Raw genomic sequence first — 26,293 nt, forward strand, 5'->3', positions numbered from 1 at the left:
ATCGGCTTTTTTGTTTGAAGTGCAGATAGATACAATATTTCCCCTAAATGGATAATGGATTGATGCAGTATTTAGTTTTATTTTTGATTGTTATTAGCGCGAATGTCGCGGCATCCGCGCCTGTGTATGTGCCTATTGGCTCCAATACTTCTTTAGGGGGCTACGCAAATAGACAATCATTAGAGACATCTTTATCAAATCCTGCCGCATCTTATTTGATGACCCCCATAAATAATTTTCGAGTCGGTTTTTTGGGGCCTTTAGATTTTGGGTTAGAGATTGGTGATGTGAAGGGAATAGAGGACAAAGCTAGTGATCTTGGTGATAAACTGGAAGCAGACTATAGTACCGAAGCTGAAATTAATGCTGCTTTAGTTGAAGTAAACGCCTCTCTTGCGTCGTTAGAAAGCGATGCTTACGTTAAAGTCTATGGTTCCTTACAAGCGCCATTTGCACCAATTATTTACAAGACTCGGAATCGAGGCGCTTTTTCTATCGATGCGGGTGCTTCTTTCGTCGCTCGATTAGGGTTAATAGCGGACGATATTTCAGTTGTTAATACAGGCAGTGATTTTAATTTTGAATCTAACTCTTCTGTCATTATAAAGCGGGCAACGGATTATCGCTTTGGTGTTGGTTATAGTCAGTTGGTGGGCAGGCCAGTCAGTGGTGCGCTTATTGTAGGGGGGAAAGTAAACTTGCATAGAATGGCCCTAGGCCAAAAAATTTCAGTGTTATCAGAAGGTGACGGTGATGATAGCTTGTCGATGAGCTACATATTTGACCGCGATTATGTTGATTCTGGGATAGGAATAGATCTTGGTGCGATCTGGGCTGCGCCGAATTATCAACTAGGTGCGACGGTAGCTAACGTTAATGAACCAGAGTTTAAGTTTAAAAAACTGGGTAATTGTGCAGGCTTATCCGGTTCTAAATTGAATGCTTGTAATGTGGCCATTGAGTTGGCAGATAAAAACAAGCTAACACTTAATGAAACTTATAAGAAGAAAGCACAGTTGACAGTTGATGCAGCGATTATAAGTGTTAATCAAAACTGGTCCCTAGCGGGATCATTTGATGTGAACTCAATTGCCGGGCCTTTGGGTGATAAATATCAATGGAGTACAGTGTCGATTTCTCATTTTAGCGACAATATTCTCTTCCCCGGTATTCGTATTGGCTACAGAAAGAACCATGTAGGCAGTCAGTTGAGCTATTTAACAGGTGGTCTAACCTTAAGTAGGCGCTTAAACTTTGATTTGGCTTATGGTTTAGAAACAGCCGGTAGTACACCGAGAAGCGTTAGCTTTTCTTTAGGGTATGCGTTCGCATTTTAGGTCTTTTAACTTAGACATTGATAATATGGCTTGGTGTTATTATCGCTTGTAATGGCACATCCCAACCTTCAATAGGCAGACTTTTTACCTCTTGGCAGTTGTGCGCCAAACCGATCAATAGTGGCTTTTCGTTGGCTTTCTTGTCGGCGAATGTTCTGTCGTAGAAACCACCTCCCATACCAAGACGACCACCTTTTGTATCAAATCCCACCAAAGGTAGCAAAACGATATCCAGTTCATCCCCTGACAGATATTCTGTGGTCACGGGCTCTTTAATGCCAAAAACATTTTCTTGCCAAACAGTATCGGGTGAATAGTGTGCAAAAGTTAATTGTTTCCCTTGTACAACAGGAAGGTAAGTCTGGATTCCTTGTTGCCAATAATAGTCGCATAAAAGGTGTGGGGAAATTTCACCATCATTTGTAAGGTACAAGGCGACGCGTTTAGCGTTCTCTATTTCAGGAAGGTCAGGACAATTCTTAATGCAAGAAACCAGCTGAGTCGCAGCGGTTAGTTGTTCTTCTGCTGATAGGTTTCTTCTAGTTTGTCTTAGCTGTCGACGAAGTGTTTGTCTAGGGTCTAGATGAGAGGTCATAAAAGAGTTTCCCAAGTTGCCGTTTCGGCTATTGGCCTTGAACCCAGTGGTTCAAGGTGGAGAGAGCTGTGATTCTTTAGGCTTTCCGACGCACGGACATGCACACCAAACCAGCAGGCTCTTTCCGGGGTATTACTCATAGGCTCAAGGGCGTTAAGCCGCTTCGAACAACCCAGGAAACGAAGTGCAGTATAGAGTATGTTGATAGATAAATCACTCAATCGCCCCATTCGTTTTCTGTGCTCCATGAAGAAAATTCGTGTTCTACGCTTGCAATCAAAAAAGTAGATCAAGAAACAAACCATGAATGTTTATTCGTTAACCAACTTTGTTTCATGCGCTAATGCTGCATCAAGCTGCGACGTCAGTTCTCGCAACTGTTGCTCGTTAGAGCGAGCGTATTTTCTGTTGTTAAGCATATCGTGAGTAATATTCAATGCCGCAAGAACGGCAATTTTTTCAAGGCCGATGATTTTCCCACTGGCTTTGATTTCACGCATTTGGTTGTTTAAATATTCAGCAGCTTCTTTCAAATCTGCTTCATGCCCTTTAGGGCAATTTATCTTATAATTTTGTCCCAGTATGGCGACTGAAACAGTTGGCTTATCCATATTGACTCCATTTGATAGCAAGGCCCACAAAAAATGGTCTGTTTTTCCATCATTGGGTAGCGAATGGCATTTTATGCTGCGACTAAATTCGTTACAATTCCGAATTACATTTATCCACACTGTTTATAGCAAATTGACGCCAATATGGAAATAAACCCGATACTTTCAAAGATAAAAGACCTTTCAGCTCGTGCTTTAACCCTTCGGGGGTATCTTTGACTACGAGTCAAAGAAAGAACGCTTAGAGGAAGTTAACCGTGAACTGGAAGATCCAGCTATTTGGAACGATCCAGAATACGCCCAAAAACTCGGTAAAGAGCGTGCAGCGCTTGAAGCCGTTGTTGAAACGCTAGACAGCATGGAATCAGGTCTTAATGATTCTAAAGAACTGTTAGATATCGCCGTAGAAGATAACGACGAAGATTCTGTAGAAGCGGTTGAACTTGAATTAGAAGAGCTAGAAACTCTGTTAGCCAAGTTAGAATTCCGTCGCATGTTTTCCAAAGAAATGGATGAAAACAGTGCCTTTTTGGATATTCAGTCTGGCTCTGGTGGTACAGAAGCTCAAGATTGGGCCAACATTCTGTTGCGCATGTATTTGCGTTGGGGTGAAGACAAAGGCTTTAAAGTTGAGCTGATGGAAGTGTCCGCGGGCGATGTGGCAGGAATTAAATCCGCGACTATTCGTTTTGAAGGCGAGTATGCTTTTGGTTGGCTGCGTACAGAAACCGGTGTACACCGTTTGGTTCGTAAGTCGCCCTTTGATTCAGGTAACCGTCGTCATACGTCGTTTGCGTCTGTCTTCGTTTCTCCTGAGATCGACGACAATGTTGATATTGAAATCAATCCTGCAGACATCCGTACAGATACTTACCGTTCATCTGGTGCCGGTGGTCAGCACGTAAACACCACTGACTCAGCTGTGCGGATTACCCATGTTCCGACAGGCATTGTTGTACAATGTCAGAATCAGCGCTCTCAACACGCTAACCGTGACTTTGCCATGAAACAACTTCGTGCAAAACTGTACGAGTTTGAAATGATGAAGCGTACGGAAGCGGCGCAAGCGGTAGAAGACAGTAAGTCTGATATCGGATGGGGAAGTCAAATTCGTTCTTACGTTTTGGACGCATCACGTATCAAGGATTTACGTACTGGCGTGGAAAGCTCTAATACTGGCGCTGTGCTGGATGGCAACTTGGACCAGTTTATTGTTGCAAGCTTAAAGCAAGGCCTATAACGCGGCGTTTCTTATTTAGAACATTTAAAAAGAGTAGATAGCAAAATCATGGCTAACGAAAAAAACACAGAATCCACAGTGCAATCAGACGACAACCGTTTAGTAGCGGAACGTCGTAGTAAATTGGCGACTATTCGCGCTGAGCGCAATGCTTACCCAAATACGTTTCGTCCAGATGCTTACGCAGCGGATCTTCAAGCGGAATTCGGCGAACTAGAAAAAGCCGAGCTAGAAGAAAAAGACCACAAGGTTAGTATTGCCGGTCGTATCGTGCGTAACCGTGGCGCTTTCATGTTGTTACAAGACATGACAGGTCAAATCCAAGCTTATGTAAACCGTAAAGCTTTGAGCCCTGAGCTATTGGCTGATCAAAAAACATGGGATTTGGGCGACATCATCGGTATTGCTGGTCCTGTGCACAAATCTGGCAAAGGCGACCTGTATATTGATATGCAAGAAGCGCAATTGCTAACCAAATCTCTACGTCCATTACCTGACAAGCACCACGGTTTGTCTGATATGGAAATGCGTTACCGTCAACGTTATGTTGATTTGATCGTAAACGAAGAGTCTCGCGAGACTTTCCAAATGCGTTCAAAAATTATTTCTACGATTCGCCGCTTCCTAGAAGACCGCCGTTTCATGGAAGTAGAAACGCCAATGCTGCAAACCATTCCTGGTGGCGCTACAGCGCGTCCATTTGTAACGCATCATAATGCGATGGATATGAGCATGTACTTGCGTATTGCGCCAGAGCTTTACTTGAAGCGTTTGGTTGTGGGTGGTTTTGAGCGTGTGTTCGAAATTAACCGTAACTTCCGCAACGAAGGTACCTCGACTCGTCACAATCCAGAATTCACTATGATCGAATTCTACCAAGCGTACGCAGACTACAAAGATCTAATGGATCTAACAGAAGCTATGTTGCGTGAAGTAGCTGAGAAAGTGCTGGGCACAACGACAGTCACTTATCAGGGCTCTGAATATGACTTTGGTGCGCCGTTTGTTCGCATGAGCATGTTGGATTCGATTTTGCACTACAACCCAGAATTGACTGCTGCAGATCTAGAAACATTGGAAGGCGCAACAGCTGTTGCGAAGAAACTAAAAATCGACGTGAAACCGATTTGGGGTCTTGGCAAGCTTTGGACGGAAATCTTCGAAGAAACCGCAGAACACAAATTGGATCAACCGACCTTCATTACGGAATACCCAGCGGAAGTATCGCCACTGGCGCGTCGTAATGATGACAATGATTTCATTACCGACCGTTTTGAATTCTTTGTTGGTGGTCGTGAAATCGCTAACGGTTTCTCGGAGCTTAACGATCCAGAAGACCAAGCAGAGCGTTTCATGCGTCAGGTTGCAGAGAAAGACGCAGGTGATGATGAAGCCATGCATTACGATGCAGACTATATCAATGCACTGGAATACGGCCTACCACCAACCGCAGGTGAAGGTATTGGTATCGACCGTTTGGTGATGTTGTTTACTGATGCACCATCTATCCGTGATGTATTGTTGTTCCCACATATGAAGCCTCAGGACTGATCCCAGGCCGGATAGTCACTGATACTTAGTAATGTATTTATAAGGCCTCTATTGAGGCCTTATTTTGTTTCCATACTCTATTTTTGATGACGTACAACGGAGCATTCCATGAGTCGTTTTTGGACAGATAAAATTGCTTCTCTTGACCCTTATGTGCCAGGCGAACAACCGCAAGATAAAAAGTACATCAAGCTAAACACCAACGAAAGTCCATACTCGCCGTCTCCTAAGGCGTTAGAGGCGATGGCGCTTGAGGTCAGTGAGCGTTTACGTCTTTACCCTGATCCAAATTGTGTCACGCTGAAAAATGCTTTGGCAAAAAGTTACCAGTTAGAAGCGAACCAAGTGTTTGTTGGTAATGGCTCGGACGAAGTCTTGGCGTTGGCTTTCATGGGGTATTTTGCTGGTGGTAAACCATTGGCCTTCGCTGACATTACTTATAGCTTCTATAAAGTGTACGCTGGTTTATACAGCATCGAACCAAAACTGATCCCGCTTAACGATGATTTCGATATTGTCTCTGCAGATTATGAAAACCTAGATGTGTCAGGTGTTGTCATAACCAACCCGAATGCTCCAACGGGTAAAGCCTTGCCTTTGGTTGATATTGAAGCGATTCTAAAAGCGAATCCAGATGTGGTTGTGTTAGTAGACGAGGCTTATGTGGACTTTGGCGCACAAAGTGCCGCGTCTTTGATCAATCAATATCCAAATCTGTTGGTTGTGCAAACCTTGTCTAAATCCCGTGCCTTGGCAGGGATTCGTGTTGGTTATGCATTGGGACACCCAGATTTGATTGAAGGTTTGGAGCGTTTGAAGAACTCTTTCAACTCTTATCCAATCGATCGTATTGCTTTAGCAGGTGCGACAGCAGCGGTGGAAGATGAAGCGTATCTAAAAGAGATTTGTGACAAAACCATTGCCACGCGCGAGCAGTCTGTTAAAGATCTGCAAGCGTTAGGGTTCAACATCATTCCTTCTGCGACCAACTTTGTTTTCGTGACACACCCAGACAAGGGTGCTGAGCAAATTTACTTGGCTCTAAAAGAGCAGGGGATTCTTGTTCGTTTCTTTGGTAGCAACAAACCACGTATTGGTAACTATCTACGTATTACTATTGGTACGGGTGAAGAAATGGCCTCACTAACGGCGGCGTTGAAAACACTGTAATTGCTAATTATAGCCTTTATTAAACGCTGAATTTGAAAAGCCGTTCTTCAATGAACGGTTTTTTTGCCAGCAAAAGCACCATTAGTTTTTATTTGTTTTTTTAAAGAGTTCTCATGGAAAAATTGTTAGTCAGCTCTTGTTTAATGGGTTGTAAAGTACGTTATAACGGTAGTGACCTTCCAATGAGTCGGGCCGATTTTAGTTGGTTGGCAGAGCATTTTGAGCTGGTGTCTTTTTGCCCTGAAGTGGCAGGAGGATTGCCTACACCTAGGCCGCCAGCCGAGATTGACGCTGGCGCTGGATCGGATGTATTGTCGGGCGGTTCTAGAGTTATAGGTAGCGATGGCGTGGATGTTTCCGAAGCATTTATAAATGGCGCTTATTTGGCTTTGCAAACTTGCCAAACAAACAATATTCGCTTTGCCATGCTGACTGAATCTAGCCCATCTTGTGGGAGTGCAACAATTTATAATGGCTCGTTTGATGGCATTAAAAAGCAAGGGCAAGGCGTGGCTGCGGCATTACTGGTGCAGCATGGTATTCATGTATTTAGCCAAGAAACTTTTAATGACTTTAAGGCACTGATGAAAATGAGGGGTCTAAATTATCGGGAGTTGGGTGTGTTTGAACCTGTAATACAAGAGGAAGCCACTGGTTGCGGCATTGCTGCTGTGGCGAATATTCTGGGTAAAACCTATTCACAAATGAAAGCCTCTGCCAATGCGATGGGAATTTATGCGGATGATAAATCTCTTTGGTCGAATACCAAGTATGTTAGAGAAATGCTGTCTGCTGCTGGCGCGAGAACATCGACCGAAGAGATCCCTTTTGCATCATGGAGCACTCTGCCAGATTTAGCTTTGCTAGCTATTAAGCATCATCAAGAAGAAGGCAAAGACTTCTGGCATTGGGTGGTGTTTAAGCGGGTTGATGGCAAAGCTTTTGTGCTAGATTCCGCCAGTTACTTACCTGCGAATATTCGAACTGACTTCGAAGGTATGCAGCCAAAGTGGTTTATTGAGGTTATGGTTTCTTGAATTGGGTTTAACTAAAAATAGTGTAATACTGACATCTTATGAAGTGGGTACCTAATCGATGCGAGTCTTATGAATCAATCTTTATTAGCGGAACAGCACACGACGGAATCCTTGGCGAATTTGCTTATTCGAGTGGCAAAAGAAGATCGTTCTGCCTTCTCTGAACTATATGAAGCAACTTATCGGAAACTTTTTGGCATTGTTTATCGTATCTTGAAGAATCAGGCGGTATCCGAAGAAGTACTGCAAGAGGTTTACCTTAAAATATGGGATAAAGCATCAAGCTTTGATGCGAGCCTTGCATCACCGATTACTTGGATGGCGACGATTGCACGTAACCGTACCATTGATGAAGTAAGGAAAAATCAATTGCCAGACAGTGATGCTGATGTGGACTTTGATTTAATCGTAGATGATTCGATGGCGCCAGATGATTCTTTTAGCAAGAGTCGAGATTTACTAAAGCTTGAGTCTTGCTTGACCGGCCTCGAATCGCCTCGTGCGGAAATGATAAAAGCGGCATACCTTGATGGTTGCTCCCGTCAGGAGCTTGCTGAGCGTTTCGAACAGCCTTTAGGCACTATTAAAACTTGGCTTCATCGCAGCATTAAACAGTTGCAAGGTTGTATGAACTTATGAATAACGACGAAGAAACATTCATTCAAACATTAGCAGCAGAGTACGTACTGGGTACTCTGGATAAAGACGAGCGCGACGCGGTAGAAGCTCGCTGTTTGAATGAACCTTTGCTTGAACAAGCCATTGTAAGCTGGCAAGCGCACTTTGCTGGGCTAAACGACTATGTGCAGGATGCAGAGCCAAGGGAAGGTTTGTTTGATGAGATTTTAGCTAAGCTCGATCAACAAACGGATAAAAAATCTGTGAGCAATAGTTCACTAAATTCAGCCTCTGCTGTTGTTGTCGAAATGGAAACGATGCGGGCCAAGCTGAAGCGTTGGCAATTTGGTGCGTTTGGTGCGTCGGCCATTGCGGCTTGTCTTGCCATCTTTATGGTAGTTAAGCCACCTGTTGCGCCAGCCGTTCAAGCTAATGCACCTTTCGTTGCTGTGTTTCAAGCAGACGATAAACAACCTGCTTTTATCATGTCGCTGGATATTGATACTCGCCAGCTTACTGTTCGTCCTGTCAGTGCGCAGGGACAAGGTGAAGGTAAAACCTATCAGTTGTGGATTAAGGCTGATGAAATTGGCCCAGCGCCACGCTCTTTAGGTTTGTTGGCCAATGTTGCTAACCCTATACAAAAGCAAATTAATTACGATCCAGCGGTGATTCGCCACGCGACGTTTGGCATAAGCGTTGAACCTGCAGGCGGTTCACCAACCGGAGTACCAACTGGGCCAGCCATTCACGGTAGACTATATCCAACGTCTTTGTGATGAAGGAATCGCGGTGGTGCAAAGTTGAACTAAGAAATCAGCCCTAGCAGGTCGCTAGGGCTGATTAGTAATCTGTATCATCTTTTTTTGAGCAGAGCTTTGTCGTCAAGCAGCGTCAAAACTTGGGCTTAATACTTCTGCAATGGCATCATTTGAAAGGCAGCCAATCACTTGGTTGTCACTGTCTAGCACTGGCAACAAATGATGGTCCGTTAACAGAGCGGTCGGTAGCACAGTTTGTAAGTAGTCTTTCTCTTTCACACTGGTTTGATGCAAAAGTGGTGAATCGATACGACCTGCTTGGTAAGCCGCTAGACGGTTTTTACTGACCACTCCTTGCAGCTGATTGTTTTTGATCCAAACTAAGGCGTCATGCTTTTTGAACGCATCATTTAAGCCTTCTACTGAATCGCAGTCGATGATTTTGTTCTTGCTTCGATCCATAATATGCTTAACTTTTAACGCCTTGGCGCGATTCACGTCTTTGGCGAAATCTCTCACATAATCATCGGCTGGGTTGAGAATGATATCTTCAGGTGTGCCAACTTGAATCATTTCGCCATCTTTTAGTACGGCAATCCGATCCCCTAAACGTAATGCTTCATCTAGATCGTGAGTGATGAAGATGATGGTTTTCTGTAATTTGCCTTGTAATGCAATTAACTGAGTTTGCATTTCATAGCGGATCAGTGGATCAAGCGCAGAAAAAGCTTCGTCCATTAATAGTATATCAGCGTCCGTACACAGGGCTCGGGCTAATCCAACCCGCTGTTGCTGACCACCAGATAATTGAGAAGGGTATTGATCCTCATAGCCTTCTAGACCTACGACTTCAAGCCACTCTTTGGCTTTGTTTTTCCAAATATTAGGTTTTTTCCCTTGTACAGACAGGCCGTATCCCACATTGTCCAGAACACTGCGGTGAGGCAATAAACCAAAATGTTGGAACACCATAGACATCTTATGACGACGGAATGCGACTAATTCTTTTGGACTTAAAGTTAGTATGTCTTCGCCTTCCACTTTGATTTTGCCCGCTGTTGGGTCTATTAAGCGGTTAAAATGGCGAATCAAGGTGGATTTACCAGACCCAGACAATCCCATAATGACAAAAATTTCACCGCGATTAACCGATAAATTAATGTCACGCAAACCAACGGTGTGGCCTGTTTTGGCGAGCACATCACTTTTGCTCATACCGTCATTTACCCTTGCTAGTACCTTTATAGGGTTGCTGCCAAAGATTTGAGTGAGAGACTTAATCTCAATAATGGGCCTTACGTTATTGTCCATTTTTGACGTCTCCAAGGTGTTTTTGTGTACGCTTTGCATAGCTCTGAGAGACGCGGTCAAACATGATGGCGAGGGCGACAATCGCTAATCCATTCAGTAGGCCTAGCGTGAAATATTGATTGGTAATGGATTTCAAAACGGGTTGTCCAAGACCTTTTACACCAATCATTGAAGCGATAACGACCATGGCAAGAGCCATCATGATAGTTTGGTTGATACCAGCCATAATCGTTGGCATGGCGAGTGGTAGTTGAACACCAAATAAACGTTGTGTCGGAGTTGCTCCAAATGCTGTCGCCGCTTCCAAGGTTTCGTGCGGTACTAGTCGAATCCCCAAATTGGTTAAGCGAATGACTGGCGGTATGGCGTAGATTACCACGGCTATTACCCCCGGAATTTTACCAATGCCCAATAGCATCACGACAGGAATTAAATACACAAAGGCAGGCATGGTCTGCATTATGTCTAAAAAGGGGGTGATAATGGATTGCGCTCGATTTGAACGAGCCATCATGATTCCTACGGGAATGCCTATGACGATGGCCAAGAAGGTGCAAACGGTAATAATACTGAGCGTTCTCATCGTATTATCCCACATGCCAAAATAACCAATGGCTAATAAGGAGATAGTGACTCCAGCACTAAGTTTCCAAGATCGACTCATGAAATAGACTAAGCCTGCTAGAACCCCCAATACTAACCACCAAGGTGTATTTAACAGTAAGTTTTCAAACCATACTAGGAAACTTAGTAGAGGATCGAAGAAAGCTTCGATTTGATCACCATAGGCGCGTGAAAAATCGCGGTATGCACCATCGAGTGTTTTTCGTATTCCCAGAAGTTCTCTACGGCTCATATCGGGAAATTCATTAAGCCAAGATTGATCTGTCATAGTGTATTCTTTCTGTTATATCAGATAGGAAACATTATGAGCAGGGAAGAGGTCATGCTCATAATGTGAATGTTATACGACAAACTTATAGGTTATCTAATGCGGCTATAAGTTTGTTTTTTACCTCAGTACTGACCCACTTCGACCAGATATCCTCATACTCAAACATAAAATTTTCAGCTGCATATTGTCCATCCGCCTGATTTTCTTCAATCCAAGCAAGCAAGCTATTCATTTGCTCATTGGTGAAAGAGCGTTTGCCTAGGTAGTCATATGCTTGTGGTGATTTGTCAGCAAATTCGTCTGTGGTGACGGTGTAGACCGGAGAAGGTGGGAACATAGACACTGTTGGCTCTAAACAGTCTGCTAACGCAATACAATTTAGGAATTCCTCTTTTTTCACACCTGAGCCAAAGTCGACTTGAACCATTTTGTACTTACCAAGTACAGCCGTTGGTGCCCAGTAATAGCCAAACCATGGTGCTTTACGCTCATAAGCCTTGGCGATGGAGCCTGCCAGACCCGCGCCAGAACCTGGGTCGATCAATTCAAACCCTGCTTCCTTCAGTTTTAGGGCTCGAAATAAATTAGAACTAGAAATCTGGCACCCCCAACCTGCAGGACAGCCGTAAAAGCCTGATACGCTGTCATCTTCAGTGTGTGGAAATTCTTTTGCGTGTTTAATTACTCCTTCGATTGTGGCAAGTTCAGGATTTTCTTTAACCATGTAAGCAGGAACCCAGAAGCCTTCTTCACCGCCGTCAGATAGAGATTTGCCAGCCAGTTTTAAGCGACCCTCATCAACACCTTGATTCAATAAGTCATTGAAAGAGTTGGTCCAGAGTTCCGGCGCTATGTCTGGTTGTCCTTTTTCAATCATTGACGTACCAGTTGGCATTGTGTCGCCCGGTACTAATTCTGCGTCACAACCAAAACCATTGGCTAGAATGAATTTATCAATGTTGGCAATCAATGAAGCTGAACTCCAGTTCATGTCTGCAATAGTCACTTTTCCGCATTCATGATGAGCCGCGAACACCCCTGAAGCGCCTAGGGTAAGGGCGACAGAAAGTAGCAGTTTACTTTTCATAATAGTGTCCTTTAGTGATGATTTTTATCAGGCTTTTTTAATTTTCTTATGGGAGGTTGACTATTAACTTACATCTCTAATTATTGTATTTCAAATATTTAGCCGCTTTAGTTGTGATTGTATGCGTCTAATATGCTTGATTTGGTTGCTTTTTAGCTGAAAAAGATACCCTGAGTATTTGAGCGGGGGGGGGGCTAAATTAGAGGTGTAAATTGTTTTTTTTGTCGGAGTTTATTGGCGTTTAACTCTTCTCTTAATTAGAAAGATTTGTACTTCTCATATGTGGTGGGTTGGCATTTATTTTCAAGTGTTAAAAAAAATCTAAGAAAACACTAATTGGCTGAAACCTTTTTCAATTGTGCTCGTAGCTATCAGTGTAAAAGGAAAATACTACTCAATAAGACACTATTTAGGAGTTTATTATGAAAAATACATTTTCACGTATAGCACTTGGCTTAGGTATTTTGACAATGACTGGTGCTGCGTTAGCAGGTGGAATGAGCGGCAAGCTTTCGGTAAAAGGCAGTGATCAAGATGTATCTGGTGGTACAGTAAGTGCAGATGTCGTTACCGCTGATAGCAATGGCTGGTTAGTTGTTCATCGTACAGATAAGGCGATGAAACCCGGTCCTGTCGTGGCCTATGCACCACTTAGAAAAGGTATGAATCATGATGTATCAGCGATTTTAACTGAGCCTGTTAAATCAGGTGAAATGTTGATGCTGATGTTACATGGTGAGGCTGGTGGCATGAAAACCGGTATTTTTGAATACACCTTAGGTGCGAAAGAAGATGGCCCTATCAAGGTGAACGGCAAGCTAGTGATGGACGTAATCACAGCAAAATAATGTCGAAGATTATTGATTCACAAGGGGGAGGTGTATTTTCATCTACCCCTTTCTTATGCGTTTTCAATAAGGCGTTTATCCCAGTAGGGATGCGAACGGCCAAAAAAGTCTGCCATAAAATCAAGAAAATACACCACTTTTGAAGACTTTAGTCTGTTGCCTGGATAGAGAGCATAAATGCTTTGTTGGGTGTCTTTCTCTGATCCTTCCCAGTTCTCTAGCAAGGCAACCAATTCTCCTGATGCCAAGTGCTTAAATACTAACCAGCGTGGAAATAAAATAATTCCTTGGCCAGCTAAGGCAGCTTGCACCAGAATGTCTGCATTGTTGCTGCATAGGTTGCCAGTGACTTCAATGTACTCAAATGCGGTCTTGCCTTCCTGTTGGAAGAACCAGCTACGACGTCCGTTATTGCCTTTATAAACCAAGCAGTTTAAATCGAGCAGTTGCTTTGGCTGAGTTAGGGTGTCGATTTTTTCTTTTATGCTTTCAAGATAACTTGGTGCTGCGCACAGTACGAATTGTTCGTCGGCAATGGCTTGGTAATTCAAACTAGAGTCTTCAAAACCACCAATTCTAATAACAATATCAGAGCCATTCGCGACAGGATCGACATAGGCATCGGTTAGCATCAATTCAACATTAATGTCTGGATAGCGCTGCTGAAACTGACCGATTAATTGAGATAAGTGTAATCGGCCAAATGAAACGGGCGCATTAATGTTTAGATTGCCCTGTGGAGTGAGAAGCGAGCCTTTAGCATGCTCTGTGGCTAAATCTAGGCTAGTTAATGCTTCTCTTACTTCCGCAAAATAATAATCGCCCACTTCGGTAAGCTTTACCGCACGGGTATGTCGATAAAAAAGACGCTGGCCAAGCTCCTCTTCCAAGGCTGAGATGTATCGAGAGATAGAAGACGGAGGTAAATTCAGCTCACGTGCAGCTGCAACAAAGCTACCTGTTTTAGCAACGGAAAGAAAAACTCTGAGTGGTTTGATGCTCATAATGCAATTATTACTTGTTATCTGTGTTATTGATTTAATTTAAGCATCAATGAACAATGCCCGCAACGAAAACAAGTGGAATAAAAGCTATGCAAATAATTGTTTATCTCTTGGTGTTGGCAGCGGGCATGGGATTGTCTGTTGAGGCTGGACTGTTAGGGCCATTAGGCGAATTAGTTGGACATTTTTCAGCTACCTTGGCGATTTTTATGATTGGGTCGATATTGTTGTCATTGATTATGGTGTTCTTTGCTAAGCCTAATTTACCTGAGTTGTTTAAACAGCCTAAATGGTTATTAACCGGCGGCGTTTTAGGACCTGTTTATGTTGTTTTTCTCACCATAGCAACACCTATTATTGGTGTGGGTATGACGATGACCAGTGTTTTATTAGGACAAATCGGTATGAGTCTGGTGATTGATCATTATGGTTTGTTGGGCAGTGAAAAACGCGGGATTGATCCGTATCGAATTTTGGCTGTGGTGATGATTGTCGCCGCCCTTTGGCTTTTGAGTTAGGAGAAAATAGTATGACCGTAATTATCGCCGTGTTTATGTTGATATTGGGTGGTGTGGCCCTGTCTGTTCAGTCTTCCATTAATGGCCGTCTTGGCAATACGGTTGGCGTAATTGCCAGTGCTTGGCTGACTTTTGTGACTGGTTTCGCTATCTCCTTCTTGCTGTTTTTCTTCTTTGAACCAAACCATGATGTCACGCTTTTTAGTGCGCCTAAGTGGCAGCTTATGGGAGCGTTATTTGGTGTGATGTATATGTTAATTGTGGTGTTTGCTGTGCCTAAAATTGGTATAGCAGCAGCGACAGTCTGTACGATTTCAGGTCAATTGATTATGAGTCTGGTCATCGACCATTTTGGCTGGTTGGAAAATAATATTATTCCATTAGATAGCAGCAGATACATTGCGATTCTGTTGTTAATTGGCGCGATCACAATGATCTATTTGAGTAACAAACGCAGTTTAAAAGCAGCTTAATTATTCACCCTGTTATCTTTAGTGGCCTAGTCGATTTGTAAACAATAGATCGGCTAGGCCACTTTCGTCTTTACTTCTTCAAATGCTGTCGTCTTAATAGAGCTGGCTCAAAAAAATGTCACAGAACAACCTTCTGTATTGTTCGCTTCGCTTGTAAACTGATATTTTTAGATGAAAAACTGCGACTTAAGGTTTGCGTTTACGGAGTAGAAATGAATATTCAGGAAGCGAATGTCGTAGATTTAGAACCTGTTAAGCTCTTTATTAGCCAAGTTTCTGCAGTGGACGTGTTGCCTCACTTCAATGTTCAGGGAAAAGCGGAATACCAAGCGCGTGTCTTACCCGATATTATTACGACGTTTGATGTAGAACGTTTCCAGACTCTAAAGGTCGTAGACTCTGGCGAGATCGTTGGTTTTGCTGCGTTACGTGATGGCAATTATCTTACTCATTTATTTGTGTCTAAATCGCTGCAAGGTCAGGGGATTGGTAAACAATTACTTAGCGCTTTATTAGAGACGACAGACGCTAAAGAGATCAGTCTGCGTTCGTCGGTGAATGCGGTTGGCTTTTATGAATCTTATGGGTTTGAAGTAACAGGGAGCGAGGCCGATTTTAATGGTATTCGCTTTGTGCCTATGTGTTTGGTGCGTTGATTAGATTATTAGAAGGAATACCCTTTTGCCTGAGTTAAAAACACTAGGTCTTTTTATGGTAACCGCACTGGCAGAGATTGTTGGCTGCTATTTGCCTTACCTTTGGTTGCGTGAAGGCAAAACAATCTGGTTGTTAGTGCCTGCCGCATTAAGCTTGGCGGCATTTGCTTGGTTGTTAACGCTGCATCCGACAGCATCAGGCAGAGTCTATGCGGCTTATGGCGGTGTTTATATCTTCATGGCCGTTTTATGGCTCTGGTTTGTTGACGGCATTCGTCCAACTACTTGGGATATGCTTGGTTCTGCGGTGGCGCTATTAGGAATGGCAATTATTATGTTTGCACCACGGTCAGCATAACGACAGACCGTGGCTTAGATTCAGCCTTGGACGCTTTTTATAGCGAGTTCAGCTTCTTTTCGATGGCTTTTTGAATGCCTTCTGCGTCCAATCCTACACGTTTTAGCATAGAAGCATGGCTGGCATGTTCTTCATATTGGTCTGGTAGGCCAAGGTGAAGTGTTGGAATGTTTATGTTGTTCGCAATTAGGAACTCACTAACTGCTGAACCAGCTCCGCCCATGATGGCATTTTCTTCAACGGTTACGATAAGTTTTGCCTCGCGATTAGCAAGTAACGCTTCTTCATCGATTGGTTTAACAAAGCGCATATCGAGCAAGGTTGCGTCTAACTTATCCGCGGCTTGCAGTGCATCATAAGTTGGGCGACCAAAACCGCAAATAACAATACCTGATTGACCTGTTCGTAGTGTACGAGACTTGCCAATTTCAAGTGTGCTCAATGTTGATTCAATATCAACACCTTGCCCTGTTCCACGCGGATAACGCACGGCAGCGGGGCCTTTGTATTCGTAGCCTGTTTGTAGCATTTTACGGCATTCGTCTTCATCAGAAGGCGCCATAACAACCATGTTTGGAATGCAACGAAGGTAACTTAAATCGTAAACGCCAGCATGAGTTGGGCCGTCTTCACCGACTAATCCCGCTCGGTCAATGGCGAACAAAACATCAAGGTTTTGCAAAGCGACATCGTGGATGAGTTGATCGTAAGCGCGTTGCAGAAAAGTCGAGTAAATTGCGACAACGGGTTTCACGCCATCACATGCCATGCCAGCGGCTAATGTCACCGCGTGTTGCTCTGCAATGGCAACATCAAAGTATCTTTCTGGAAAGCGATCAGCAAACTCAATGAGGTCAGAGCCTTCTTTCATAGCTGGAGTGATAGCGACCAATTTGTCGTCTTGTTCGGCTGCATCACATACCCATTTCCCAAACACATTACAGTATTTTGGTAATTTGCTTTTCTCTACGTTTGGTTTCGGATCAGGCTCGATCTTATTGATAGCGTGATAGCCGATAGGGTCGCCTTCAGCGGGTTCAAAGCCTTTGCCTTTTTTTGTTATGACATGAAGGAATTGAGGGCCTTTTCTGTCTTTTAGATTAGCGATAGTAGTTAATAAGTGGTCCATATCGTGGCCATCAATCGGCCCGATATAGTTAAAGCCAAGTTCTTCAAACATCATGCCTGGCGATACCATGCCTTTCATGTGCTCTTCGGCTTTTCGAGCTAGCTCTAATGCTGAAGGTAAGCCTGAGAAGACTTTTCTTCCGCCTTCTCTAATGTGGTCATAAGTTTTACTGGCCCAAATACGGGCAAAATAACTGGATAATGCGCCAACCGGCTTCGAAATGGACATTTCGTTGTCATTTAGAATGACCAGCATATCGGCTTTTACATCCCCCGCATGATTAAGTGCCTCGAACGCCATACCTGCAGACATGGCGCCATCACCAATGATAGCAACGGCTTTGCGGTTTGTTTTTAATTGACGTGCAGCTAGGGACATACCAAGCGCAGCGCCAATGGATGTACTTGAGTGCCCAACGCCAAAGGTATCGTATTCACTTTCATCGCGTTTAGGAAAACCGGATATACCGTTTTCTTGTCGAATGTTGAGTAAAGCTTCACGACGTCCCGTCAGAATTTTGTGTGGGTAGGCTTGATGGCCTACATCCCAGACGATACGATCTTCAGGAGTGTTGTATAAGTAATGCAGAGCGACAGTAAGTTCGACCACGCCCAGTCCTGCACCAAAGTGCCCACCCGTTTGTCCTACGCTATATAGCATGAACTCTCGTAGTTCGCGGACAAGCGCAGGTAATTGCTCTTTTTTTAAAGCACGCAAGTCAGCAGGAGAATTGACTTGATCAAGTAGCGGCGTTTCAGGGCGCGCTGTTGGTATCTCTTCGAACATGGGCACGGGTTTAGTCACATTTAATTAATCTAAAAAAGCGGGTAAGTATATCAGTGGTTGCGGTCAATAATATAGTTCGCGAGCTCAACTAAGGGTTTGGCAGCCTCTCCAAATGGTGAGACCGCTGTAATAGCTTGTTTATGTAGGTGTTTAGCAAGTGCTTGTGCACCTTCTAGCCCTAGCAGTTTTGGATAAGTTGGCTTATTGGCTTCTTCATCCGAGAATTGTGTTTTTCCAAGTGTCGCTGTGTCGCTGGTGATATCAATAATATCGTCTTGAACCTGAAAGGCTAGGCCAATAGCTGCAGCATAAGCGTCTAGGGCTGCTAAATCGCGTTCACTATGAGCGCCAGTACTGATAGCACCCATGCGCACGCTGGCTCGAATTAACGCACCCGTTTTGTGTTGGTGCATTTGCTCTAGCGCTTTAACATCAATGTCTTTGTCGACATTGGCTAAGTCGATCATTTGCCCTGTCACCATGCCATGACGGCCAGAAGCATGAACAAGCTCTTGAATTAACTGCAGCTGAGTATCAGTGCTTTGGTGTTTTACGTCACTCAATAGCTCAAAAGCAAAAGTTTGCAAGGCATCGCCAGCCAGAATAGCAGTGGCTTCATCGAATTGAATATGACAAGTGGGTTTACCGCGGCGCAGGTCATCGTCGTCCATTGCTGGTAGGTCGTCATGAATTAATGAATAAGCATGAATAGACTCGACGGCAGCAGCGCTCGCGTCAGTTAGCTCACAAGCGGGACCAAACAAAGACGCTGCAGCGTAGGTCAGCATTGGTCGAACTCGCTTCCCACCATTAAATAGGCTATACATCATAGCGTCTTGTAGATGTGTCGCGGGCGTATATAGGCTTAGGTTTTGCTTTAAATAATCATTAACTCGGTGACGAGTATAGTCAGAAAAATCGTCTAAGGTCACGAGTTTGATTCCGGGTCAAAAGTTTCTAGGTGCTCGCCATCTTGTTTCTCTAGCAGAATTTGAACTTTTTGTTCCGCTTGAGTAAGAACGGATTGGCAATCTTGGCTAAGTTTAACGCCTTTCTCGAAAGCCTTTAATGCTTCCTCTAGAGAAAGTTCATTAGACTCTAGTTGAGTAACAAGTGAGTCTAGTTCACTTAGATTTTCTTCAAAATGACGTACAGTTGTTTTTCGAGACATGATGACTACTCTTGTTTTAACCCACGTTTTGTAACAGAAAATGGTCTACTGTTCGAGGGAGTGTTAAGGAAAATTACAAAAATCATGTAAGAAGATGTCATTCTTAGTCTTACTTTCGTATAGAATTGCAGAAACGTATCGGTCGTATTATAGCTTTTTTGTCAGGAGACGTGTGTGGATATCGCAACGTTAATAGGACTTATTGGGTCCTTTATAGTAATTATCTCAGCTATTTTTGTTGGTGGATCGGCAGGGATGTTCGTCAATATGCCATCAATATTGATTGTACTGATTGGTTCTTTATTTGTTGTATTAATGCAATATCCACTAAGCCAGTTTTTGAGTGCTGGTAAAGTTGCAGCAAAAGCCTTCATGTTTAAAAGTGTTCCACTGGATACTTTGATTGATGAAATTTATGGCTTGGCTGATGAAGCTCGTAAAGGTGGTCTGCTTTCGTTAGAAGGGAGAGAAGTGAGTCATCCTTTCTTGTCGAAAGGGATTCAAATGCTGGTAGACGGGCATGACAGTACCGTTGTTAAAAGTCAGTTATCTAAGGATATGAATCAGGCTTATATACGGCATACTGCTGGTGCGAAAGTATTTAAAGCCTTTGGCGATGTTGGCCCTGCCATGGGGATGATTGGTACATTAGTTGGCTTGGTACAGATGCTGGCAAACATGTCAGATCCAAAAGCAATTGGCCCTGCTATGGCGGTTGCTCTATTAACAACACTGTACGGTGCCATGATGGCGAATATGGTGTTTTTGCCCATGCAAGTAAAACTAAATATTCGTGCTGATGAAGAGTTAATTTGCCAAAAATTAATATTGGATGCTTTGCTTGCTATTCAGTCTGGTCAGAATCCTCGTATTTTGGATGGTGCGTTGAAAGCTTATATGGCCGAAAATAAGCGGTCAGAACGTGAATAATATTTTAGTTGTTAATGGAATATTTGAATGAGCGATGAAGAAGAGTCAGATTGCCCTGAATGTGTAGAGGGCCTACCTGCTTACATGGGGACCTTTGCGGATCTCATGTCTTTGCTGATGTGTTTCTTTGTGCTGTTACTTTCATTCTCTGAAATGGATGTTATCAAGTTCAAGCAAATTGCAGGTTCATTAAAAATGGCGTTTGGTGTTCAGCGTGAGGTTAGCGCAGAATCTATTCCTATGGGGACATCTGTGATTGCTCAAGAATTCAGCCCTGGTCGACCTGAGCCAACACCAATCAATGAAGTTAAACAAAAGGCAGATACTACGCCTGAAAATACACTTGAGGTGATATGTAAGCCTGGTGATGCCGAATTAAAAGATCAAAGCGATTCAGGTTCTCCTTCGCCAGTAACTTATGTTGATAAATCAAACGCGGATCTTGATCGTGAGAAAAAAATACAGGAAACAGAGGGTGATGCTCAAATGATCGCCTCGATCATGCGTGAGGAAGTCTCTAAAGGCTTAGTAGAAATTGAAACACAGGAACAAACCATCACCATACGAATTAAAGACCAAGGTTCATTTGAATCAGGCTCAGCTGAGCTGAATTACGACTTTATTCCTGTTATCGATGTGATTCGTGATGTTCTTGTTGGTATACAAGGGACGATTTCTGTCGAAGGTAATACGGATAATGTTCCTATCGTTAGTGGTCGTTTTCGTTCAAATTGGCAATTGTCTTCTGCGCGTGCGATTTCTGTTGCTGAAGAGCTATTCTCAACGGGACAGCTTGATCAAAGCCGTTTTGCTGTAACAGGTTATGCAGACACTCGGCCATTAGTGGCAAATGATACCGCTGCCCATAGAGCAACAAACCGACGAGTAGAGATTGTTATTAAGCAAAATGACACATCACGCCCGAAAATGCGCAATACTGTGGATGAAATTTCGACAGATGGTGTTCTGGAGTTTGATCTTGATATGGTCGATGAATTGAGACCAGACGAGATTTTCTAAAAACCTTAGTTAGATGTTTATTGTAGAGATTTAATAAAGGAGCTAGCGCTCCTTTATTTATGGCCTGTAAAAAGTGTTGTTGATTTTTAATGCTGAGATTTAGACGGTTTTTTGTTATGGTTTACCAAGACAAAATTGAGGAAGCAGAGAAATGCGAGTAGCAGTTATTGGCGCATCAGGGCGCATGGGTAAAAATCTAATTACAGCCATTCACGATGCGAGCGGCGTCACTTTAGGGGCTGCTATTTTAAAACCTGGTAGTAGCCTAATTGGTGCAGACGCAGGTGAAATCGCTGGTGTTGGAAAACTGGGGGTTGCAGCCGTTGCATCGTTAGCAGATTGTGTGAACGATTTCGATGTATTAATTGATTTTACTACACCAAGTTTGACCTTAGAAAATGCGGCGTTTTGCGCTAAGTATCAAAAAGGCATTGTAGTTGGGACAACCGGTTTAAATGACTCAGAAAAAGAGACATTAAACGAAGCTGCTCAACAGTCATCAGTGGTTTTTGCTCCAAATATGAGTGTTGGCGTAAATTTAACTCTTAAATTACTTGCAACAGCAGCGCAAATTTTAGGCGATGATTATGATGTGGAAATTGTAGAAGCGCATCACCGTCATAAAGTGGATTCTCCTTCTGGTACTGCGTTGCGCATGGGGGAAGTAGTTGCCGAAGCATTAGGCCGCGATCTAAAAGAATGTGCTGTATATGGTCGTGAAGGCCAAACTGGCGCTCGTACTCAGAAAGAAATTGGTTTTGAAACTATTCGTGCTGGCGACGTTGTTGGTGAACACAGTGTTTGGTTCGCGACTGAAGGTGAGAGAATTGAAATAGTTCACAAGGCTAGTAGTCGTATGACTTTCGCCAAAGGAGCTGTCCGTGCAGCAAGTTGGTTAAAAGGAAAGTCTGCTGGCATGTACGACATGCAGGACGTGCTTAATCTGAAGTGATTATCCACCCTCTAGAAACAAGAATGGCCGCAAATATGCGGCCATTCTTGTTTCTAGCTTTCTGTTCTTTGGTGCTTAGCAGCTTGTGCTTATTAGGCGTCTGGCGAGTTAATATCAAGCAAAGGAGCAGCGTCCAGCGTTTCAGCATCCATCATCATCGCTATACGTTGCAGCGAAGCAAGTACTTGGGTTTGCTCCCAGCCTTCTAACGAATCAAATTCATCAATGAATTTTTCATGCAAAAGGGGTGGAGTCGTTTTTAATATTTCAATACCAAAGCTGGTTAAGCGTGCATTGACAATACGCTTATCCTTTTGACCTCTAACTCTTTCAACGTATTTCCTATCTTCTAAGCGATTTAAAATGGTGGTAACAGTTGCTTGGCTTAATGACACGCTGTCTGAAATTTTTCGTACAGTTACATCACCTAGTTCTTCAATAGAGCGAAGCACCATGATTTGAGGAATGGTTAAACCGCAGGCTTTTACTACACGCTTGGATTGTAGGTCGGTGGCGCGGATGATACGTCGCAAGTGGACTAGGACGTCATGTAAGTGTTGTGGTGAGTTAGACATAGCTGTAATAGATCCAAAAAATTTCACGAATTATAAAGCTTTGTTAGAGTCTGTAAAAGCGAAGTTTAAAAATAATGTTACAGCTCAAACTATAGAGGTATTTTTCGCATAAAGCATAGTAAACTCGAAAAATACCTCTTATAGCATTTATCTGCTTTTTAGCGCGTCAAATGCTTCAATGGCATGCAACCTAGCTGGCTTATAATCGATAATGGGATCTGGATAATTACACTGCTTTCTTTGGTCAGGTTTTGGATCATGGATAGACTTAGCATCCAAGCTTGCAAGTTCTGGAACAAAGCGACGGATAAAGTCACCGTTTTTGTCATAAGTTTGAGATTGTCTGGTGGGATTGAAAACTCGAAAATAGGGCGCGGCATCACAGCCTGTCGATGCACTCCATTGCCATCCACCATTGTTTGCTGCGAACTCACCATCAATTAGTTTACTCATAAAATATGCTTCGCCTTTACGCCAGTCAGCAAACATAAGTTTGGTGAAGAAGCTAGCTGTCACCATTCTTAGTCGATTGTGCATCCAGCCAGTCTGGTTCAGTTGCCGCATGGCCGCATCCACAATGGGAAAACCTGTCTTACCTTCACACCATGCTTGGAATTCTTCTTTATTACTTCGCCAAATTAAGGCGTTTGTTTCCATTTTGAACGGTTGGTGTTTAGACAGAAAAGGAAAGTGCATCATTAATTGACGATAAAAGTCTCGCCATGCGAGCTCTTTTAACCAAATGCTGTCCTGCCAGCGTTTTTCTTCTTGGTTACAGGTATAAAAGATGGCTTCCAAGCATTGTCTTGGCCCCAAAGCGCCTAGTGCTAGATAAGGTGATAAAGTGCTGGTGGCGGGCTCAATTGGATAATCTCTTCCTGCTTGGTAGTGGCGCTCTTTATGGTGACAAAATTGCCAAAGCTTTTGTTTGGCAGTGTCTTGATCGGCAGGCCATAAATCGTTTCTAAAAGGCTTCTCCCATGTGAACTCTATATCGGGTTCTGGTAATGGGGCCGCCTGAGGTTCGGGAGACTCAAGAGGGGTTATATCTTGTAGACCTAACATTGCCACCCATCGGTTAAAAAAGGGTGTGAACACCTTGAATGGCGTTCCTTGTTGGCTCAGTACATCCTGCGGAACAATAATGTCAGCGGCCTGAATATGAGAGTCAATCTGGTGTTGAGCCAGTTGTTCACATACAGCTTTATCACGTTGTTGCTCGTGAATTGGCATATCACGATTAAACCAAAGATGTTTTATGTGATGCCTGAGGCAAAATTGGGTAATAGCATCAGGCAGTTGATTGAAGTTATTTACCTCAAGAAAATGTACGGGAATACCAAGAGGTGCCAGTGCTTTTGCTAGGCTTTTGATTAACCCAGCGCGTAATCCCGTCTTTGCATTCGACTCATGATGTTCTGCCCACTGTGCTGGTGTCGGCGTAATAAGTACGGCAAGCTTTGTATTTTGTGAGCGAGCTTCCATGGCGGCAAAGTGAAGTGCTGGATTATCCAAGTGACGTAAATCATTGCGCAACCACACTAGATGTTCAACTTTCATACTATTGAATTACCTTAAACCGTATTACGGATGCCGAGTGGTGAAGGGTAGGGAATGAAGTAACTTTGTTGATTTATATAGTCACTTCCGTAATGTTTTAGGTAGTGATGGAGCAAGGTAACGGGCGTGGCAAGGTTTACTTCGCCTCGACGGTATTGTTCAACCACATCCAAAATATCTTTTCGAACGGACACATCCACAGCGTGTTTTAGATAGCCAACTAAGTGCATCAACACGTTGCAATGATTTTTGCGTGCTGCGGGCTTTGATAGGGTCGTCATTAGTATTTCAAAGTAAGCCGTTTTTAGTTGTTCTATGGGTCTTGGGTCATTACCAGAAAGCATGCGTCCAAGCTTGCGATAAATAGGCTGGGAATGTGCCATCACCATATATTTATAACGGCTGTGAAAAGCGATAAGGTCTTTCATCTTTGCTTGTTCGCCCATGCTGTGGCGGAAGTCGTGATGGGTGAAAACACGTAATAAAAAGTTCTCCCGTAAGGCTGGGTCATTCAAACGACCGTCTTCTTCGACTGGTAATAATGGATAGCGCTGCTGGAGGGCTTTGGTAAACAGCCCTGCACTTCGTTGCATATGAGGATGACCATTTTCTTGATATACCTTGATGCGCTCCATGCCGCAGCTGGGGGACTTTTTCATCAAAATGTAGCCATCAAGATGTGATAGGTTTTCTAGATACTTATTCGACGCGGCCATAAACTCATTAGAAACATCCTCTTCTGAGTTTTTACTAAAGACCATTCTTGGTGAATCTGGATCACCTTCTAAGCGAAGCGTTGGGCGCGGTGTACCAAAACCTGCCGCGACTTCAGGGCAAAACTTTTGATAATCAAAATAATGACTCAGCACTTTGTCACAATAATCAGAATGGCTATGACCACCGTTGTAGCGAACATTTTCACCTAATAAGCAGGCGCTAATACCCACGGGAATCTTATGTGTTAACTGATCTGGTGATGGTTGAGAATGTGGCATAGATGAGTCCTCCATTAGACAACGTCATTGTTCTATTTTGAATCTTTTATATGATTAACTAGTGATAGGGCGCTGAGTAAGGCGCCTTCAGCGTCGCCCTGACATAACCAGTCACTAGCTAGACCAACATTATGTTCAGGAGACCAAGCGAAGCATTTATTCCCCATACTTTCCGAAAAGCGGCTAAGGAACCAGCGGTGTGGCTCTCCGTGCTTTAATACTCTGTGTTCCGTTATTTCTGCAAAGGCTTGAAGTAACGTTTGAGTGACCCATTCTTTATCGGAATCAAGGTGCTGCTTTGTCCAGTTAGTATCCGTTTGTATAACCCACCGGTCTACTTTTTCACTATTTCGCATGGGCTTATAGTTGTCTTTTATCATGCGTTTAATTAAAGAGTTTTTAGGTTCAATTAGAGCATTTAGATCGCATGGCTCTGTTTCTAACCACATGGCCCACTGAGATTGGTAAGAAGCGCTCGCTTGATTTGCTCTCAGTAACAGTACGGCTAGTTTTTCGTGGGTAGCCAATATTGATGCCGTTTGAGGGGCTGGTGCAGCGATGATGACTTTTTTAGCCATGACAACGGGTTGATATTTATCGTTTCTTAATAGCCAACTTGTCTTTGTATCGCCTTTTTGTGTCACTTGATCAAGGTGGTGAATGCGAGTGCCTGTTATAAATTGAGCTGGTTGAATCCAGTGTCTAGTTATAGCGCTCATTTTAGGAGTACCGACAAAGGCTTGTACGTTACCTTTATTTAGCTGTTTCCATGGCGCTGCTACTTGCTCGTTGGTTAGTTGCTGCAAGAGAGTAATCACGTCTGGGTGCTGCGCTAAGATAAAGGGAGTGCCTAGGTCGCAGCTAGCATTATCTTCCAGTCTTTTGCTACTGGCACGCCCCCCACTGCCACGGCTTTTGTCTATGATGCAAACACTATTGCCTGATTGGGCTAACAAATGCGCACACAGGCTGCCAGCTAAGCCAGCGCCAATGATGGCGATGTCGAAGGCTGGTGTTGGTATTTGGTTGGTGGTTAATGTGCTCATATTGTTTTTCCAGTTAGTGCATTGCTTTCTTATACAATATAGAATCTTGTACAATAAAA

28 protein-coding genes, 1 other RNA gene and 1 pseudogene are annotated in these 26,293 nt (G+C 43.4%); 16 read left to right on the plus strand and 14 right to left on the minus strand.

Features of this window, described 5'->3' with window-relative positions; genetic code table 11:
* The first annotated feature begins 62 nt into the window (after positions 1-62).
* Positions 63-1,337 carry a conjugal transfer protein TraF gene (gene traF / locus DFP77_RS02230; protein ID WP_181858483.1) on the plus strand — a complete coding sequence of 425 codons (1,275 nt, stop codon included), beginning with the start codon at positions 63-65 and terminating at the stop codon, positions 1,335-1,337.
* Positions 1,338-1,347: 10 nt separating this feature from the next.
* Here traF and DFP77_RS02235 read toward each other — a convergent pair whose 3' ends face one another.
* From DFP77_RS02235 to DFP77_RS02245, 3 genes are all read right to left on the minus strand, one after another.
* The gene (locus DFP77_RS02235; protein ID WP_114410671.1) at positions 1,348-1,932 is read right to left on the minus strand and encodes a 5-formyltetrahydrofolate cyclo-ligase; all 585 of its coding nucleotides are present in this window, start codon (positions 1,930-1,932) and stop codon (positions 1,348-1,350) included.
* Positions 1,933-1,936: 4 nt separating this feature from the next.
* A non-coding RNA gene (gene ssrS / locus DFP77_RS02240) (6S RNA) lies at positions 1,937-2,114 on the minus strand.
* Positions 2,115-2,243: 129 nt separating this feature from the next.
* Entirely contained in the window at positions 2,244-2,543 is a 300-nt protein-coding gene (locus DFP77_RS02245) for a cell division protein ZapA (protein WP_110577302.1), read from the minus strand.
* A gap of 144 nt (positions 2,544-2,687) precedes the next feature.
* Between DFP77_RS02245 and prfB the strand changes: the two genes are divergently transcribed.
* The 7 genes and pseudogenes from prfB to DFP77_RS02280 all read left to right on the plus strand — a co-directional run bounded on the left by prfB (position 2,688) and on the right by DFP77_RS02280 (position 8,938).
* A protein-coding gene (prfB, locus tag DFP77_RS02250; RefSeq protein WP_114410672.1) for a peptide chain release factor 2 occupies positions 2,688-3,783 on the plus strand; the annotation gives its coding sequence in 2 pieces (ribosomal slippage) (positions 2,688-2,759 and positions 2,761-3,783; 1,095 coding nt in all).
* 48 nt (positions 3,784-3,831) lie between these two features.
* Positions 3,832-5,334, plus strand: a complete 1,503-nt coding sequence (lysS, locus tag DFP77_RS02255) for a lysine--tRNA ligase (protein WP_114410673.1) — start codon at positions 3,832-3,834, stop codon at positions 5,332-5,334.
* A gap of 108 nt (positions 5,335-5,442) precedes the next feature.
* The gene (hisC, locus tag DFP77_RS02260) at positions 5,443-6,504 is read left to right on the plus strand and encodes a histidinol-phosphate transaminase (RefSeq protein ID WP_114410674.1); all 1,062 of its coding nucleotides are present in this window, start codon (positions 5,443-5,445) and stop codon (positions 6,502-6,504) included.
* Between the two features lie 113 nt (positions 6,505-6,617).
* A pseudogene (locus DFP77_RS02265) lies at positions 6,618-7,052 on the plus strand (2-thiouracil desulfurase family protein); the annotation flags it as partial.
* Between the two features lie 72 nt (positions 7,053-7,124).
* Positions 7,125-7,541: a hypothetical protein gene (locus tag DFP77_RS02270; protein WP_114410785.1), complete on the plus strand. Its 417-nt coding sequence runs from the start codon at positions 7,125-7,127 to the stop codon at positions 7,539-7,541.
* 69 nt (positions 7,542-7,610) lie between these two features.
* Positions 7,611-8,180: a sigma-70 family RNA polymerase sigma factor gene (locus DFP77_RS02275; protein ID WP_114410675.1), complete on the plus strand. Its 570-nt coding sequence runs from the start codon at positions 7,611-7,613 to the stop codon at positions 8,178-8,180.
* Positions 8,177-8,938 (plus strand): anti-sigma factor, encoded by a 762-nt coding sequence (locus tag DFP77_RS02280; RefSeq protein WP_114410676.1) that lies wholly within the window; start codon positions 8,177-8,179, stop codon positions 8,936-8,938. Before DFP77_RS02275 ends, DFP77_RS02280 begins: the two co-directional genes overlap by 4 nt.
* 105 nt (positions 8,939-9,043) lie before the next feature.
* Here the strand turns inward: DFP77_RS02280 and DFP77_RS02285 are convergent, their stop codons facing one another.
* The 3 genes from DFP77_RS02285 to DFP77_RS02295 form a co-directional block, all read right to left on the minus strand.
* Positions 9,044-10,231, minus strand: coding sequence for a quaternary amine ABC transporter ATP-binding protein (locus DFP77_RS02285; protein WP_114410677.1), 1,188 nt, complete (start codon positions 10,229-10,231; stop codon positions 9,044-9,046).
* Positions 10,221-11,123, minus strand: coding sequence for an ABC transporter permease (locus DFP77_RS02290; protein ID WP_114410678.1), 903 nt, complete (start codon positions 11,121-11,123; stop codon positions 10,221-10,223). The genes DFP77_RS02285 and DFP77_RS02290 overlap by 11 nt, the downstream gene beginning before the upstream one ends.
* Positions 11,124-11,208: 85 nt before the next feature.
* Positions 11,209-12,213 (minus strand): ABC transporter substrate-binding protein, encoded by a 1,005-nt coding sequence (locus tag DFP77_RS02295; protein WP_114410679.1) that lies wholly within the window; start codon positions 12,211-12,213, stop codon positions 11,209-11,211.
* A 422-nt stretch (positions 12,214-12,635) separates the two neighbouring features.
* Here DFP77_RS02295 and DFP77_RS02300 point away from each other — a divergent pair, with 422 nt between their 5' ends.
* Positions 12,636-13,061 carry a DUF7282 domain-containing protein gene (locus DFP77_RS02300; protein ID WP_114410680.1) on the plus strand — a complete coding sequence of 142 codons (426 nt, stop codon included), beginning with the start codon at positions 12,636-12,638 and terminating at the stop codon, positions 13,059-13,061.
* Between the two features lie 53 nt (positions 13,062-13,114).
* Here DFP77_RS02300 and DFP77_RS02305 read toward each other — a convergent pair whose 3' ends face one another.
* Positions 13,115-14,065, minus strand: coding sequence for a LysR family transcriptional regulator (locus DFP77_RS02305; protein ID WP_114410681.1), 951 nt, complete (start codon positions 14,063-14,065; stop codon positions 13,115-13,117).
* A gap of 89 nt (positions 14,066-14,154) precedes the next feature.
* On the opposite strand from DFP77_RS02305, the gene DFP77_RS02310 reads away from it, so the two are divergent.
* The 4 genes from DFP77_RS02310 (at position 14,155) to DFP77_RS02325 (ending at position 16,070) form a co-directional block, all read left to right on the plus strand.
* The gene (locus DFP77_RS02310; RefSeq protein WP_114410682.1) at positions 14,155-14,583 is read left to right on the plus strand and encodes a DMT family transporter; all 429 of its coding nucleotides are present in this window, start codon (positions 14,155-14,157) and stop codon (positions 14,581-14,583) included.
* 11 nt (positions 14,584-14,594) lie between these two features.
* Entirely contained in the window at positions 14,595-15,056 is a 462-nt protein-coding gene (locus tag DFP77_RS02315; RefSeq protein ID WP_114410683.1) for a DMT family transporter, read from the plus strand.
* Positions 15,057-15,268: 212 nt separating this feature from the next.
* Positions 15,269-15,712 carry a GNAT family N-acetyltransferase gene (locus DFP77_RS02320; RefSeq protein ID WP_114410684.1) on the plus strand — a complete coding sequence of 148 codons (444 nt, stop codon included), beginning with the start codon at positions 15,269-15,271 and terminating at the stop codon, positions 15,710-15,712.
* A gap of 25 nt (positions 15,713-15,737) precedes the next feature.
* Complete coding sequence (locus tag DFP77_RS02325; RefSeq protein WP_114410685.1) at positions 15,738-16,070, plus strand: YnfA family protein; 333 nt, start codon at positions 15,738-15,740, stop codon at positions 16,068-16,070.
* Positions 16,071-16,107: 37 nt separating this feature from the next.
* Here DFP77_RS02325 and dxs read toward each other — a convergent pair whose 3' ends face one another.
* The 3 genes from dxs to DFP77_RS02340 are packed head-to-tail and all read right to left on the minus strand — an operon-like array spanning position 16,108 to position 19,156.
* Entirely contained in the window at positions 16,108-17,985 is a 1,878-nt protein-coding gene (gene dxs, locus DFP77_RS02330) for a 1-deoxy-D-xylulose-5-phosphate synthase (protein ID WP_114410686.1), read from the minus strand.
* A 50-nt stretch (positions 17,986-18,035) separates the two neighbouring features.
* Entirely contained in the window at positions 18,036-18,917 is an 882-nt protein-coding gene (gene ispA, locus DFP77_RS02335) for a (2E,6E)-farnesyl diphosphate synthase (protein WP_114410687.1), read from the minus strand.
* On the minus strand, positions 18,914-19,156 hold the full coding sequence (locus DFP77_RS02340; RefSeq protein WP_114410688.1) for an exodeoxyribonuclease VII small subunit: 243 nt from the start codon (positions 19,154-19,156) through the stop codon (positions 18,914-18,916). Before DFP77_RS02340 ends, ispA begins: the two co-directional genes overlap by 4 nt.
* Positions 19,157-19,330: 174 nt before the next feature.
* Here DFP77_RS02340 and pomA point away from each other — a divergent pair, with 174 nt between their 5' ends.
* From pomA to dapB, 3 genes are all read left to right on the plus strand, one after another.
* A complete protein-coding gene (pomA, locus tag DFP77_RS02345) occupies positions 19,331-20,086 on the plus strand; it encodes a flagellar motor protein PomA (RefSeq protein ID WP_114410689.1) in 756 nt (251 codons plus the stop codon).
* A 27-nt stretch (positions 20,087-20,113) separates the two neighbouring features.
* A complete protein-coding gene (locus DFP77_RS02350; protein ID WP_114410690.1) occupies positions 20,114-21,106 on the plus strand; it encodes a flagellar motor protein MotB in 993 nt (330 codons plus the stop codon).
* Positions 21,107-21,257: 151 nt separating this feature from the next.
* Positions 21,258-22,058 carry a 4-hydroxy-tetrahydrodipicolinate reductase gene (gene dapB, locus DFP77_RS02355; RefSeq protein WP_114410691.1) on the plus strand — a complete coding sequence of 267 codons (801 nt, stop codon included), beginning with the start codon at positions 21,258-21,260 and terminating at the stop codon, positions 22,056-22,058.
* Between the two features lie 92 nt (positions 22,059-22,150).
* On the opposite strand, the gene DFP77_RS02360 is transcribed toward dapB, so the two are convergent.
* The 4 genes from DFP77_RS02360 to DFP77_RS02375 all read right to left on the minus strand — a co-directional run bounded on the left by DFP77_RS02360 (position 22,151) and on the right by DFP77_RS02375 (position 26,234).
* A complete protein-coding gene (locus DFP77_RS02360) occupies positions 22,151-22,633 on the minus strand; it encodes a MarR family winged helix-turn-helix transcriptional regulator (protein WP_114410692.1) in 483 nt (160 codons plus the stop codon).
* Positions 22,634-22,780: 147 nt separating this feature from the next.
* Positions 22,781-24,193 carry a deoxyribodipyrimidine photo-lyase gene (gene phrB / locus DFP77_RS02365; protein WP_114410693.1) on the minus strand — a complete coding sequence of 471 codons (1,413 nt, stop codon included), beginning with the start codon at positions 24,191-24,193 and terminating at the stop codon, positions 22,781-22,783.
* 14 nt (positions 24,194-24,207) lie between these two features.
* Positions 24,208-25,188: a YbgA family protein gene (locus DFP77_RS02370; RefSeq protein WP_114410694.1), complete on the minus strand. Its 981-nt coding sequence runs from the start codon at positions 25,186-25,188 to the stop codon at positions 24,208-24,210.
* Between the two features lie 32 nt (positions 25,189-25,220).
* Positions 25,221-26,234, minus strand: a complete 1,014-nt coding sequence (locus tag DFP77_RS02375) for an NAD(P)/FAD-dependent oxidoreductase (protein WP_114410695.1) — start codon at positions 26,232-26,234, stop codon at positions 25,221-25,223.
* Positions 26,235-26,293 lie beyond the last annotated feature (59 nt).

It is taken from the genome of Marinomonas foliarum, from assembly GCF_003337275.1.
Classification (GTDB): domain Bacteria; phylum Pseudomonadota; class Gammaproteobacteria; order Pseudomonadales; family Marinomonadaceae; genus Marinomonas; species Marinomonas foliarum.